At 59.8% G+C, this 13,664-nt stretch carries 15 protein-coding genes and 1 pseudogene; 9 read left to right on the forward strand and 7 right to left on the reverse strand.

Translation table 11 applies throughout. The annotated features are described in order from the left end of the window. On the reverse strand, window positions 1–1,024 hold a 1,024-nt coding region (locus tag ACFE0K_RS11965), incomplete at its 3' end, for an NADP-dependent isocitrate dehydrogenase (RefSeq protein WP_434536278.1). Window positions 1,025–1,242: 218 nt separating this feature from the next. Between ACFE0K_RS11965 and ACFE0K_RS11970 the strand changes: the two genes are divergently transcribed. Then, window positions 1,243–1,863, forward strand: coding sequence for a pseudouridine synthase (locus ACFE0K_RS11970; protein ID WP_434536279.1), 621 nt, complete (start codon window positions 1,243–1,245; stop codon window positions 1,861–1,863). Here ACFE0K_RS11970 and ACFE0K_RS11975 read toward each other — a convergent pair. The 3 genes from ACFE0K_RS11975 to moaC are packed head-to-tail and all read right to left on the reverse strand — an operon-like array spanning window position 1,769 to window position 2,993. Further along, window positions 1,769–2,242, reverse strand: a complete 474-nt coding sequence (locus tag ACFE0K_RS11975; protein WP_434536280.1) for a molybdenum cofactor biosynthesis protein MoaE — start codon at window positions 2,240–2,242, stop codon at window positions 1,769–1,771. The genes ACFE0K_RS11970 and ACFE0K_RS11975 overlap by 95 nt on opposite strands. Beyond that, entirely contained in the window at window positions 2,239–2,493 is a 255-nt protein-coding gene (moaD, locus tag ACFE0K_RS11980; RefSeq protein WP_434536281.1) for a molybdopterin converting factor subunit 1, read from the reverse strand. The genes ACFE0K_RS11975 and moaD overlap by 4 nt, the downstream gene beginning before the upstream one ends. Beyond that, window positions 2,490–2,993, reverse strand: a complete 504-nt coding sequence (gene moaC / locus ACFE0K_RS11985; protein ID WP_434536282.1) for a cyclic pyranopterin monophosphate synthase MoaC — start codon at window positions 2,991–2,993, stop codon at window positions 2,490–2,492. The genes moaD and moaC overlap by 4 nt, the downstream gene beginning before the upstream one ends. A gap of 142 nt (window positions 2,994–3,135) precedes the next feature. Between moaC and ACFE0K_RS11990 the strand changes: the two genes are divergently transcribed. The 7 genes from ACFE0K_RS11990 (at window position 3,136) to ACFE0K_RS12020 (ending at window position 9,067) form a co-directional block, all read left to right on the forward strand. After that, the gene (locus ACFE0K_RS11990) at window positions 3,136–3,603 is read left to right on the forward strand and encodes an NUDIX hydrolase (RefSeq protein WP_434536283.1); all 468 of its coding nucleotides are present in this window, start codon (window positions 3,136–3,138) and stop codon (window positions 3,601–3,603) included. A 15-nt stretch (window positions 3,604–3,618) separates the two neighbouring features. Next, complete coding sequence (mnmA, locus tag ACFE0K_RS11995) at window positions 3,619–4,725, forward strand: tRNA 2-thiouridine(34) synthase MnmA (RefSeq protein ID WP_434536284.1); 1,107 nt, start codon at window positions 3,619–3,621, stop codon at window positions 4,723–4,725. Continuing rightward, entirely contained in the window at window positions 4,722–5,360 is a 639-nt protein-coding gene (hflD, locus tag ACFE0K_RS12000; RefSeq protein WP_434536285.1) for a high frequency lysogenization protein HflD, read from the forward strand. The genes mnmA and hflD overlap by 4 nt, the downstream gene beginning before the upstream one ends. A 270-nt stretch (window positions 5,361–5,630) precedes the next feature. After that, a complete protein-coding gene (gene purB, locus ACFE0K_RS12005) occupies window positions 5,631–7,001 on the forward strand; it encodes an adenylosuccinate lyase (RefSeq protein ID WP_434536286.1) in 1,371 nt (456 codons plus the stop codon). Beyond that, window positions 7,001–8,134: a JmjC domain-containing protein gene (locus ACFE0K_RS12010; protein ID WP_434536287.1), complete on the forward strand. Its 1,134-nt coding sequence runs from the start codon at window positions 7,001–7,003 to the stop codon at window positions 8,132–8,134. Before purB ends, ACFE0K_RS12010 begins: the two co-directional genes overlap by 1 nt. 10 nt (window positions 8,135–8,144) lie before the next feature. Continuing rightward, the gene (locus tag ACFE0K_RS12015; RefSeq protein WP_434536288.1) at window positions 8,145–8,570 is read left to right on the forward strand and encodes a GNAT family N-acetyltransferase; all 426 of its coding nucleotides are present in this window, start codon (window positions 8,145–8,147) and stop codon (window positions 8,568–8,570) included. Next, complete coding sequence (locus tag ACFE0K_RS12020; protein WP_434536289.1) at window positions 8,570–9,067, forward strand: hypothetical protein; 498 nt, start codon at window positions 8,570–8,572, stop codon at window positions 9,065–9,067. The genes ACFE0K_RS12015 and ACFE0K_RS12020 overlap by 1 nt, the downstream gene beginning before the upstream one ends. A 132-nt stretch (window positions 9,068–9,199) precedes the next feature. Here the strand turns inward: ACFE0K_RS12020 and trmB are convergent, their stop codons facing one another. Beyond that, on the reverse strand, window positions 9,200–9,868 hold the full coding sequence (gene trmB, locus ACFE0K_RS12025) for a tRNA (guanine(46)-N(7))-methyltransferase TrmB (RefSeq protein ID WP_434536290.1): 669 nt from the start codon (window positions 9,866–9,868) through the stop codon (window positions 9,200–9,202). A 106-nt stretch (window positions 9,869–9,974) separates the two neighbouring features. Between trmB and ACFE0K_RS12030 the strand changes: the two genes are divergently transcribed. Then, window positions 9,975–10,751, forward strand: coding sequence for a hypothetical protein (locus ACFE0K_RS12030; RefSeq protein WP_434536291.1), 777 nt, complete (start codon window positions 9,975–9,977; stop codon window positions 10,749–10,751). Between the two features lie 154 nt (window positions 10,752–10,905). Here ACFE0K_RS12030 and ACFE0K_RS12035 read toward each other — a convergent pair whose 3' ends face one another. Both ACFE0K_RS12035 and ACFE0K_RS12040 read right to left on the reverse strand, forming a co-directional pair. Then, entirely contained in the window at window positions 10,906–13,068 is a 2,163-nt protein-coding gene (locus ACFE0K_RS12035) for a malate synthase G (protein ID WP_434536292.1), read from the reverse strand. A gap of 226 nt (window positions 13,069–13,294) precedes the next feature. Further along, a pseudogene (locus ACFE0K_RS12040) lies at window positions 13,295–13,664 on the reverse strand (tRNA 2-thiocytidine(32) synthetase TtcA); the annotation flags it as partial.

Genomic DNA, 13,664 nt, shown 5'->3' on the forward strand with positions numbered 1-13,664 from the left:
GCAGGTTAGAAATGCCACGGTCTGAATCAACCATGGCCAGTTCAGGGCGATGCAAGTAACAGGCACGAATGGTGGATTCGATTTCCAGCCGCTGGGAAATCGGCAGCTCTTCGATCTTCTGGTAGATATGGCTCAAGCCGTTGTTCGGGTTGGCGCCGATCTGTTCCAGGGTTTCACCATGTTGGTCAAACAGCTCTTTGTAGAAACGACGAACCGCATAGCCGAACACAATGGGGTGAGACACCTTCATCATGGTGGCCTTTACGTGCAGGGAGAAAAGGATGCCCGTGTTCTTGGCATCGTCCAGCTGCTCGTCAAAGAAATCACACAGCGCCTTTTTGCTCATGTACATGGCATCAATCACTTCGCCATCAAGAAGCGGCAGTTCCGGCTTCATGACAGTGATGTTGCCTTTTGCATCCTCAAACTCGATGCGGACCTTGCATGCCTTCTCAACCGTGGTGGAGGTCTCATGGGAAAAGAAGTCACCGCCACGCATATGGGCAACATGGGTACGGGATGCCTGGCTCCAGTAACCCATACTATGGGGATTCTTGCGTGCGTAATTTTTAACCGCAATCGGGGCGCGACGGTCCGAGTTCCCTTCGCGTAGTACCGGGTTCACCGCAGACCCCAGAATTCTGGTGTAGCGAGCCTGGATCTCCTCTTCTTCCTCGTTGTGAGGCTCATCAGGGTATTCCGGCACACTGAAACCGTGTTCATTCAGCTCCTCGATCGCTTCCCTGAGCTGATGAATGGAGGCACTGATATTGGGGAGTTTGATGATGTTGGCTTCGGGATCCTGCGTCAAAGCCCCGAGCTCAGAAAGGGCATCTTCCACTTTCTGCTCATCTGACAGATATTCAGGGAACGTGGCAAGAATGCGTGCAGCCAGTGAAATATCACTGCTTTCAACGTCAATGCCAGCGATCGAAGTGAATTTTTCAATGATAGGTAAAAAGGAATAGGTCGCCAGCGCTGGCGCCTCATCAGTTATGGTATAGATAATTTTAGGGGTGGTCATAAAATTACAGGTCCCAATTGTATTGGCAGTGCTTCCCGCCCGATATGAGCCGGCTTTTGGCCGTCAGATCAGCGAGACCGAACAGGAGTGCTCCCTCCAGATAAACCGTATTCTGCATCAGCTGGCGAGTATAGCACCGACCGCCTACCCTTGTTAGCGTAGCCACCCGGTAACGCGACTCAAATCATCAATGACAGCCATCAGGAATGTCAGGCCATATGGCGCAACTGATTTTGCTCAACAAACCCTTTCAGGTCCTTTCCCAGTTCAGCGACGATCAGGGTCGCCGAACGTTGCGCGAGTTCGTGCCAGTACCCGGTGTGTACCCGGCTGGACGGCTCGACTGGGATTCTGAAGGCCTGCTGTTGCTTACCGATGACGGCGCCCTGCAGGCACGCATCAGTGACCCGCGATTTCATCTGCCCAAGACCTATCTGGTTCAGGTGGAAGGCAAGCCCGGGGAACAGGAACTGCAAAAACTACGCCAGGGCATCACTCTCAAGGACGGACCCTGCCGGCCAGCCAGGGTGGAAGCCATACAGGCACCCGATCTATGGCCGCGCCACCCCCCGGTACGGACCCGCAAAACGGTAGCGGATAGCTGGTTGAAACTCACCATAGACGAAGGTCGAAATCGCCAGGTTCGCCGCATGACTGCCGCCATTGGTTACCCCACCCTGCGCCTGGTTCGCTGGCAGATCGGCGACTGGGACCTGAGCGGTCTGGCCACCGGAGAATGGCGCTCTATGGCGATTCATGCGCCGAAAGCCCCTGCAACCAAGCGGCGGCGGCCTCGGCGTCCCGCTCGCGGGCCTCGACCCAAAGCCAGCGGCCGCTGATAAGCTCCTTCTTCCAGAATGGCGCGCGGGTTTTCAGCAGGTCCATGATGAAGGAGCAGGCGTCGAACGCGGCCTGCCGATGCCCCGCGCTGACCGCCACCTGAACGATGTCGTCACCGGGGGCCATGGTGCCAACCCGGTGCACCACCCAGGCACCATTAAGGTGCCATTTCTGCCCGGCCTGCTCAACGATGGTGCCAAGAACAGACTCGGTCATCCCCGGGTAATGCTCCAGATGCAGCGCTTGTACCTTGCCCTGCTCATCGCGCACCTGCCCGGCAAACTGCACCTGGGCACCGCTGAGGCCGGCATCACGCAGCCAGTCGGCAGGCTCGGCACTATCCAAGGGCCCGTTACGGATCTCGATGCGGGTTTTCATCCGCCGGTTACCGGAGGAAACAGGGCCACTACATCACCGTCGCAAATCGCCGCATCCTCGGTAGCCAGCACTTCATTCACTGCCACCATACGCCGCGGCGTGGCTGTCAGCGCCTGAGCGACTTGCGGGTCCTGGTCAGCCAGCCAGTCAGCCAGCTTCGCCACCGTATTGACCGCTTCCGGAGGCGATACCATCATACTGTCGCTGCCCACTCGCTCGCGCAGGGCGGCGAAAAAACGCACTTCTATCATCGTTCGTCTTCCGATTCCGAATCCTGTCGCTGATAGTGGCCACTGTGACCACCACTCTTCTCCAGCAAACAGATCTCTTCAATCACCATGCCACGATCTACTGCCTTGCACATGTCATAGAGTGTCAGCGCGGCCACCGAAGCCGCCGTTAGCGCCTCCATTTCCACACCGGTGACTCCCTTGAGCTTGCAGGTAGTCAGAATTTCCAGGCTATCCTGTCCCGCTTCTTCAATCACAACCGTGACCTTGCTGAGCAACAGGGGGTGACACATGGGGATCAAATCCCAGGTTTTCTTGGCCGCCTGAATGCCGGCGATACGGGCCGTGGCAATCACATCCCCCTTGGGGTGCCGCTGATCACGGATCATTGCCAGGGTCTGCGGCTTCATGCGGATGCGCGCCCGGGCTGTAGCCTCTCTTTGCGTTTCTGCCTTGTCGGTCACGTCCACCATCTGGGCGCGCCCCTGGTCATCCAGGTGGGTAAACCGGTCACCGGGCATTGATCACTCCTGTTGTCTGTGGCGCTGCTGCGCTACCATTCCCGCCTTTATTGTCCGCCTGAATCCATGGATCCATGGTGAAGGAACGGATTCCGTTATTATTGTGCCCCATTTGGACGGGGCCGGTACCGGTAGGGTTGCTATGAACAGCTTTGAGCCGCACATTACTGTGGCCTGTGTGGTGGAACAAGACGGGCGCTTCCTCTTTGTTCGGGAAATGAGCAAAGGTCAGGAAGTGCTAAACCAGCCCGCCGGGCATGTGGAATTCGGGGAAAACCTGATGCAGGCGGCCTACCGGGAAACCCTGGAAGAAACCGCCTGGCAGGTGGAGATCACCGACCTCCTTGGCTGGTATATCTTCCAGCCCTTCCGCGGCGCCGGAGTCTATTACCGCACCTGTTTTGTAGCCAGGCCGATCAGCCATGACCCGGGCCAGAAGCTGGATACCGGGATTCTGGCGGCCGAATGGCTAACCCCGGATGAATTGCGACAGCGACGCCCACAGCACCGTAGCGCCCTGGTGGAAAAGTGCCTGGACGACTACCTGTCAGGCCGTCGCCTGCCTCTGGACACCATCTATCAGCACCCCTGGCCGCTGCAGCGCGGCTGACATGAAGGCAGCACCATGAGCCAAGCTTCTCAAAAAGCCCCAAAAGATACCCATGTGATCGTCGGCATGTCCGGCGGCGTTGATTCCTCGGTGGCCGCTGCGCGGTTGCTGGACGCGGGTTATCACGTCGAAGGCCTGTTCATGAAGAACTGGGACGAGGACGACGGCACCGACTACTGCACCGCCCGGGAAGACCTGATGGATGCCATGCAGGTGGCCGGGGTGCTCGGTATCGAGCTACATACTGCGAATTTTGCCACGGAGTACTGGGACCGGGTGTTCGAGCACTTCCTGGCCGAGTACAAGGCCGGGCGCACCCCCAACCCGGATATCCTCTGCAACAAGGAAATCAAGTTCCAGGCGTTTCTGGATCACGCCATCACCCTGGGCGCGGACTACATCGCTACCGGGCACTACTCCCAGGTGAGCCACGGTGACAAGGCACAGTTGCTGCGTGCCGTGGACACCAACAAGGACCAGACCTACTTCCTCCACGCAGTGGATTACCGCAAATTCGAGCGCACCCTGTTTCCTCTCGGTGACCTGGAAAAACCGGAAGTCCGCCGCATTGCCGAGGAAAAGGGCTTCGCCAATCACAAGAAGAAGGACTCCACGGGCATCTGCTTTATCGGTGAACGCCGCTTCAAGGACTTTCTTGAACAGTACCTGCCCGCCCAGCCTGGCAAGATCGAGGACGACCATGGCAATGTGATCGGGGACCATGATGGTCTCATGTATTACACGCTGGGCCAGCGCCAGGGCCTGGGCATTGGTGGCCTCGCCAGCGCCGGCGATGCGCCCTGGTATGTGGCCGGCAAAGACCTTGAGCGCAATGTGCTGGTCGCCGTCCAGGGCACCGACCATCCGCTACTCTATAGCCGCGAACTGACCAGCGCCCCCATGCAGTGGGTCGCCCTGGCACCGCCAGCTCTGCCGGCCCGGCTCACCGCCAAAACCCGCTACCGGCAACCGGATCAGGCCTGTACCGTCAGCGACGCCGGCAATGGCCGTGTCCAGGTGGTATTTGACGAGCCCCAACGGGCAGTGACACCGGGGCAATCCGTGGTGTTCTATGATGGACCCGTATGCCTGGGCGGCGCAGTGATCGAGGAGACCGCATGAGCGAACGCTTCAGCCCGCAACAGCAACAGCTTCTGGCCCTGGCAGCGGTCTTTCAGGCCGCCCAGCTGGCCGACGACATTGCCCTGCGCGGCGATTGCGACCCACGGGCTTTCGAGGCCCTGATGCAGGGCGTCATGGCTCTGGATGCCGAGAGTTTTGACGCCATTTACCCGCAACCGGCCCTGCTCCGTGACGGTGTCAGCCTGCTCAACCGCAGCCTCAACCGGGATTCCGCCGGCGGCAACCTGCGCCCGCTCAATTACGGCCTGGCCCTGCTGCACCTGGCGGCCAAATTGCGCAAGAACGATGACACCGTGAACATCCTGCGCCACCGCCTCAAGGCGCTGGATGGTCAGCAGGCCCACTTCAGCAGTGTTCGCGACGATGCCTTCTGCCACCGGCTGGCGGGCATCTATGTGGACACCCTGGGCACCTTCCGTTTCCGCATTCAGGTAAAGGGCGAACCGGCCCACCTGCAGGACGAAAACAAGGCCGCCCGCGTTCGCGCCCTGTTCCTGGCCGGCGTCCGTGCCGCCTTTCTCTGGCATCAGCTCGGCGGCCGCCGCTGGCAGCTGCTGTTCCAGAGAAAGCGTCTTTTGAGCGCGATAGAGTCTATAGATATCAACAACCTGTGAGTTTTTCTTAAAGTGATTTGCAGGTGCGTTGTTGGCGGCGCGCTCAAAATAAGGTGCGAGTTACGAGGAGCGAGTTTCGAAAAGCGACACCCCATGAGTTAGCGTTTTTCGAAACTCGCTCCTCATGACTCGTAACTGAAAAATCACGCCGCCAGGGACGCGCCTACCGATGACTTCGTCCAACCCGGCAAACAACAACGCAGCCTTTACGGTTTCACGGTATAATTGCCCCGCTTTTACCCCCCCGGAAACGATTCGGGAGCCATTTCCATGTCCAGCCTTACCTCTCGGACTGCCATTTCACCGGTCGATGGCCGCTATGCCGGCAAGGTGGATGCCCTGCGCAACACCACCAGTGAATACGGCCTTATCCGCTTCCGCGTGCATGTGGAAGTGAGCTGGCTGGAACAGCTCGCCCACGACAAGAATATCCCCGAAGTGCCGCTGATGAGCGGCCAGGCAGCCTGGCACCTGCGCGGCGTTACCCGCGATTTCGACGTCCAGCACGCCGAACGCATCAAGGCCATTGAAGCCACCACCAATCACGACGTGAAAGCGGTGGAATACTTCATCAAGGAACAAATGGCCGAGCACGACGAGCTGGCCGGCATGAGCGAGTTTGTCCACTTCGCCTGCACCAGTGAGGACATCAACAACCTGTCCTACTCCCTGATGCTGAAAGAAGCCAAGGAAATCCTGCTGCCGAAGATGGATCAGGTGATCAGCGCCATCCGCCGCCAGGCTCACGCCCAGGCCGACCAGCCCATGCTGTCGCGCACCCATGGCCAGTCCGCCTCCCCCACCACCGTGGGCAAGGAAATGGCCAACGTGGTGGCCCGCCTGCAACGCCAGCGCGACCAGTTTGCCGCCGTGGCATTGCTGGGCAAGATCAACGGCGCCGTGGGTAACTACAACGCTCACCTGTCCGCCTACCCGGACGTGGACTGGGAAGCCTTTGCCCGCCGCTTCGTGGAAAGCCTGGGGCTGACCTTCAACCCCTACACCACCCAGATCGAACCCCACGACTGCGTAGCCGAGTACTTCCACGCCCTGATGCGCTTCAACACCATCCTGCTCGACTTCGACCGGGACGTGTGGGGCTACATCTCCCTGGGCTACTTCAAACAGAAAACCGTGGAAGGCGAAGTGGGCTCCTCCACCATGCCGCACAAGGTCAACCCCATCGACTTCGAAAACTCCGAAGGCAACCTGGGCCTGGCCAACGCCATCATGGATCACCTGGCCGCCAAACTGCCGATGTCCCGTTGGCAGCGCGACCTGACCGACTCCACCGTACTGCGTAACGTGGGCGTGGGCCTGGCGCACAGCCTGATTGCCTTCGAAGCCAGCCTGAAAGGCATCAGCAAGCTGGAAGTGAACCCGGGCCGCCTGAACGACGACCTGGACGCGGCCTGGGAAGTGCTGGCCGAACCGATCCAGACGGTCATGCGTCGCTACGGTATCGAGAAGCCCTACGAAAAACTCAAGGCCCTCACCCGTGGCAAGGACGGCATCAACCAGGAAACGCTGACCGCCTTTATCAATGATCTGGCGATCCCGGATGAAGCCAAGGAAATCCTGCTGGCCATGACCCCGGGCAGCTACATCGGCAACGCGGCCCAGCAAGCGCGCAATATCTGATGAGCGACGCACCGGGCCTGCCCACCTTCACGCTGCCGCTCACCCCGGCAGCGTTTTTGCGTGATTACTGGCAGAAAAAACCACTGTTCATGCCTGGCACTGCCAGCGGCTTGGATGAGCCGGACGCGGACACCCTGGCCGGGCTAGCGCTGGAAGAGAATGTGGAAGCCCGCATCATTCGCGGCACGGCTGGCGGCACCTGGGAACTGAAACAGGGGCCGCTCGAGGAAACCGTGTTTGCCGAGCTTGGCGAGCGGGACTGGACCTTGCTGGTGCAGTCCGTGGACCACTATCTGACCGATGTGTCCCTGCTGCTGGACAGCTTCGCTTTCCTGCCCAACTGGCGGCTGGAAGACATCATGATGAGCTATGCCGCCAAGGGTGGCAGCGTCGGCCCTCATTTCGACCGCTATGACGTTTTCCTGATCCAGGCCGCCGGTAGCCGCCGTTGGCAGATCGGTGATGTCTGCGACGAAAAAACGCCGAAATTGCCGCATCCTGACCTGAAGCTGCTGGCCGAGATGCCGGTACGGGAAGAGTTCGTGGCTAACCCTGGCGATGTGCTCTACCTGCCCCCCGGCGTGGCCCACCATGGTGTCGCCGAAGACAGCGACTGCATTACCTGGTCAGTGGGTTTCCGGGCCCCGGATTACCAGATACTGATGGCGGAAATCGCCGGGGAGTGTCTGGCCGATGCGGACAGCGAGCTGTTTACCGACGCGGACCGGCAGGTACCCAAGGACCCGGCGGTACTGGCCGATGCAGACCGGCAGCAACTGATTCGCGGCGCCCTGGATCTGCTAAACCCGGCCGCGATTGAACGGGCAGTTTATCGCTGGTTGTCCACGCCTCGGCTGGATGGACTTGAATTTGCCGTCGATGATGCCCATATTCGCCAGCGCGATCCATCGATCGCCCTGGTCCGCCATGGTAGTGTGCGCCTGATTTTGCAGGGCAACATTGCCTGGTTAAACGGTGAGCCTTACTCACTGACAGAACAACAACGACCACTGGTACAGCTGCTGGCCCGCCAGCGCTGCTATACCCGTGAAGCGCTGGATGCCGTATTGCAGCCAGCCGGGAGTGAATTGCTACATGACTGGATTGAACAGGGCTTCTTCGCCCAACTATAACGAGACCCCTATGGCTATCAGCATTATCGAGACCCGCTGGGACGAACACGAAACCGCCCTGCGAGCCCTTCGCCAGACGGTCTTCATCAACGAACAGCATGTTCCCGAAGAGCTGGAATGGGATGGCGAAGATGACAAGGCCATCCATTTTCTGGCCCTGGACCGCGAGCAGAATCCGGTAGGCTGTATTCGCCTGCTTCCCAGCGGCCAGATCAGCCGACTGTGCGTCCTGTCCGAGCAGCGCAACAACGGTGTCGGCAGCTCCCTGTTGGTAGCAGCGGAAGAAGCCGCCCGGGCCAAGGGCATGGAAGAAATCTTCCTGCACGCCCAGACCCACGCCACCAGCTTCTACGAAGCCGCCGGCTTTGCCGTCTCTGGCGGCATCTTCATGGATGCCAACATCCCCCACCGGCAGATGTTCAAACCCCTCGCCTGATGCCTTTTGTCATCGGTGACGACGACAGCCTGCTCCATCCTGAATTCCGCGAGGCAGGCACTGCGCTGGCCTCGCTGATTTCAGCCTGCCGGCGCAGCCTCTGGCTGCGGGTACCGGAACTGGACGCCCTGACCGCCGACCACGCCGTGTGCGATGCCCTCAAGCGCCTGGCCCTGAGCAGCGCAAAAATCGATATCCGCATTCAGTACGACAGCCAGGACAAGGCCGTGCGCAACGGGCATCGTCTGGTCCATCTGGCCCGACGGCTTCCTTCCCGCATACCAATGCGACAGAGCCAGGAAGATGACCGGGACAACCAGCTCTGCTTTGCTATTGGTGATGGCACCGGCCTGTTCGAAGCAGCGGGCTGGCCACAACCCGGCCGACTGGACCTGTGCGGCCATCGTCTTCCCCGCGCACCACGCCTGGCCAGACAGTTTCAGGACCAATGGGAACGGGCGACTTCCTCCGTAGAGTTGCGAGAGCTGCGTTTATAGAATCTTGTAGGGTGGATTAGCCGAAGACGTATCCACCGTCACAGGGCGGAAAGTCTGGCGCCAGGAATCAGGTGGATTACGTGCCTTCGGCTAATCCACCCTACCCCCATTGCCGATACCGCAAACGCCGCGTTACAGGCTCGCTGTCAGCCGCCAGTTCACCTGACCGCTGGCCTGGTACTTCTCCTCGAAATCCGTCAAGGGTTCACTTTGCACGGGCAGCTCCGACAACTGGGCGCGGATACCACTGATCGCCAGCGCCTCCTGCACCTCCTGCAAGTACAGCAACCAGTTGCTACGCATTTCCAGCTCGCCACCCAGCGACAACATCGTGGGCCACACCGGGTGGCCATGCCAGCGCCGCTTCAGATGGGCGCTTTTCGGCCAGGGATTCGGGTAAAGGATCTGATGGCGATGGAGTTGCCAGCCTTCCCCTGCCATCAACCGCCACAAACCCGCGCAATCGGCCCGCAACAGCAAAAGGTTGTCCGGCAGTGCCTGGAAACGCCTGCTGGCACGCTCCAGGCGAACAGCGGACTGATCTACCCCCACCACCAGAGCCTCGGGGTGCTGGCTGGCAAGCAGCAAGGAAGAGCGCCCGGTGCCACAGCCAGAATCCAGCATCAGCGGCCTATCGCCCCCCTGGACTTGCCGCCATTGCTGCAACTGCGCAAACGCCTGCGCATCATGGTCGGCAATAGGCGCCTGCCAGGGACGTTGCAGGTGGCGATGGACAACCCGCTCCAGGTCATTGTGGATTCCGGTCTGATTCGAGGTAACGCTACGGCTGTTGGCAAACATGACAACTCTGGGGCAACTTCAGGCGGCGGCTATTATGCCTGTGATCCTGTAGGGATGCGTAATGCAGCGGCCATGATAGAGTGAGAAAAGCCTCTCGGAGTCGATCATGATGCAACGAATACAGCGCTGCCGAACTCTCGTTCTGCTGATCAGCCTGATGCTGGGGATGACCGGCCAGGTCACGGCAGAATCCATGCGCATCCACGTATTGCCCCGCCCGGATGCCCCGGCGCTGGTTTCCGTGATCGAACCACTACTCGCCCCCGGCGGCAGCGTGCGGGCTTATCAGGGCAAGCTGATCGTCCGTACCACCGACAGCAATATGGCCGAGCTGGAAGGTGCACTGGGCAGCCTGGAAGCCACACCGAGCACCCTGGTTGTCCATCTCCGTCGCCAGGGTGCCAGCAGCGGCCAGCGCAGCGGCGTGGATACCCGCATTCAGGGGCGCATCCCCGGCGGTGTCTCCGGTGATATCCGCATTGAGCAACGCCAGCAACACACCCGCCAGCAGGACCATTACCAGATCCGAACCCTCAGCGGTTACCCCGCTCATATCAGCCAGGGCACCCTGCTCGCCCTCGGCGGCGGCTATTACGGTACCGTGCTTGCCGAGCTGCAACAGGGTATTCAGGTAATCCCGCAACTGACCCCGGACGGTAGCGTGGTACTGCAGATAAGCCAGCGCTATGACCAGGCCGGCGGCCCGGGCCTGGCACACACCCAGTCCAGCGGCACTACCCTGCGGGTGCAACCCGGTGTCTGGCAGCCCATGGGCAGCATTAACGTAGACCGCCAGCAGAACCAGCGAGGGCTTGGCGGGGTGCAACGCAGCAGCCAGCAGGTCAGCTTGCCGTTGGAGGTGATGGTGGAGATCAGTGAATAGTTAACAGTGAACAGTGAACAGTTAATAGTTGCGCGGGAAACAACTGGCAGGGATTAAAACGCAAGAGGCCGCGCCCAACGATTGGGCGCGGCCTCTTTGCTTTGAAGAACTGCGACGCGAGAACGCGCCGCTGTTAACTGTTAATTATTAACTGTTAACCGTTGTTCTTCAGCTCACGGCGACGACGGTGGAGAACCGGCTCGGTGTAGCCGCTGGGCTGCGAGCAACCCTCAAACACCAGCTCCATCGCTGCCTGGAAGGCCACGGAGTTGTCAAAATCCTTGGCCATGGGAATGTAGGTCGGATCGTTGGCGTTCTGACGATCTACCACTTCCGCCATGCGCTTCAGGGTTTCGGTCACCTGCTCTTCATTGGTGATGCCGTGGTGCAACCAGTTGGTTACGTGCTGGCTGGAAATCCGCAGGGTGGCGCGGTCTTCCATCAGGCCCACATCATTGATGTCCGGTACCTTGGAGCAACCCACACCACTGTCGATCCAGCGAACCATGTAACCCAGGATGCCCTGCGCATTGTTGTCCAGCTCCTGCTGGATTTCGTCCGCAGACAGCTCACGGTCCAGCAGCGGAATGGTGAGGATATCGTCCAGGGATGCCCGCTTACGGCTGGCCAGTTTTTCCTGAACTTCGGCCACATTCACTTCGTGATAGTGGGTCACGTGCAGGGTGGCCGCAGTGGGAGACGGCACCCAGGCACAATTGGCGCCCGCTTTCGGATGCCCGGCCTTGGTAGCCATCATTTCCGCCATTTCGTCCGGCTTGGGCCACATACCCTTACCAATCTGGGCGTGGCCTTTCAGGCCGCATTCCAGACCGATATCCACGTTCCAGTCTTCATAGGCATTGATCCACGGCATGCCCTTCATGTCGCCCTTGCGAGCAAACGGGCCGGCTTCCATGGAGGTGTGCATTTCGTCACCGGTACGGTCCAGGAACCCGGTGTTGATGAAGATCACCCGCTCTTTCGCCTGACGGATACACTCCTTCAGGTTCACCGTGGTGCGACGCTCTTCGTCCATGATGCCGATCTTCAGGCTATTCTTTTCCAGCCCCAGCGCTTTCTCGACACGCTCGAACAGCTCGACAGCGAAGGCCACTTCTTCCGGGCCGTGCATCTTCGGCTTCACGATGTACATGGAACCGGTGCGGCTGTTGCTCAGCTTGTTGAGTTTTTTCAGATCGTGGATGCCGGCCAGCACGGTAACCATGCCGTCCATGATGCCTTCCGGGGTTTCCTCACCATTCATGAGGATAGCCGGGTTGGTCATCAGGTGGCCCACGTTACGGACCAGCAGCAGGGAGCGGCCGTGCAGGCTCAGGGTGCCGCCGTCCAGCGCGGTGTACTCACGATCACCGTTCATGGAACGGGTCATGGTCTTGCCGCCCTTCTGGAAGCTTTCCTGCAGGTCACCCTTCATCAGGCCGGCCCAGTTGCGATACACCTCGACCTTGTCTTCCGCATCCACGGCAGCCACAGAGTCTTCGCAATCCTGGATGGTGGTGATGGCAGACTCCAGCAGCACATCCTTCATGTTGGCCGCATCGTCGGTGCCGATCGGGTGGCTGGCATCGATCTGGATTTCTGCATGCAGGTTGTTGTGCTTGAGCAGGATACCGGACGGCGCTGACGCTTCGCCCACATAACCCTGCAGCTGGCCTTCGTCTTTCAGGCCGGATTTTTCAGCGCCCAGGGACACTTCCAGTTTGCCATCAACAATAGCGTAACCGGTGCTGTCTTTATGGGAGCCAGTGGCCAGCGGGAAGTAGCTGTCCAGGAAGTGACGGGCCCAGGCAATCACCTTGGCGCCACGCTTCGGATTATAAGCACCGCCTTTCTCGGCGCCGCCTTCATCGGAAATCACGTCGGTGCCATAGAGGGCGTCGTACAGGCTGCCCCAACGTGCATTGGCCGCGTTCAGGGCGAAACGGGCATTTTTCACCGGCACCACCAGCTGCGGGCCGGCAATGGTACCGATTTCGTCATCCACATTCTCGGTGGTAACGCTGAAGTCTTCGCCTTCCGGCAGCAGGTAACCGATCTCGGTCAGGAACTGCTTGTACTCGGCCATATCGATGGCCTGGCCTTTGCGGGCCTTGTGCCACTCGTCCAGCTGCGCCTGAATGGCTTCACGCTTTTCCAGCAGCGCCTTGTTCTTGGGCGCCAGGTCCTTGAGGATGCTTTCCAGCTCGGCCCAGAAGTGTTCCGGGTCCACGCCGGTACCCGGCGCAATCTCGTTGACTACCAGATCATGGAGTTCGGCAGCGATTTCGAGGCTACCCTTCTGAATACGATCGGTCATGGTGCTCCTACCCTTCTGGTCGAGAGAGTCTTGGTTAATCGGGACATTCGGCGAAAACCCGAGGGTCGATCCCACTTGAAGGGGATCGGAGGAAGCCGCAGAAGCCCGGGGAAACGGTTACATGGCGGTCTGACAGACCGCACCGCAAAAAGGCGCGGGCATTTTACCGGAAACGACGCCGCGAATCATGTTTAGTCAGAAAATCGCCGAAACGCTGTTTTTTTGATCAGCCAAACAGGTTGACCACATCCAGCCGGTGGGCCTGCTCACCACCCTGCTGCTGGCCATCTTCCAGATTCTCGAAGTCGAACAGGCGCGTATCGGCCAGTTGCGAGGGGGCAATATTCTGCATCGCGGCGAAGATGTTCTCGATGCGCCCGGGCTGATCCCGGTCCCACTTGTTGAGCATGTCCTTGATCACCTGGCGCTGCAGGTTTTCCTGGGAGCCACACAGGTTGCAGGGGATGATCGGGAAATCCTTGAATCCGGAGAACTCGATCATGTCCTTTTCCCGGCTGTAGGCAAGTGGGCGAGTGACGACATTCCGGTTGTCGCCGCGGCGCAGTTTGGGCGGAATGGCTTCCATCTTGCCGCCA

The sequence above is a fragment of the Alcanivorax sp. genome (genome assembly GCF_051117345.1).
Classification (GTDB): Bacteria; Pseudomonadota; Gammaproteobacteria; order Pseudomonadales; family Alcanivoracaceae; genus Alcanivorax.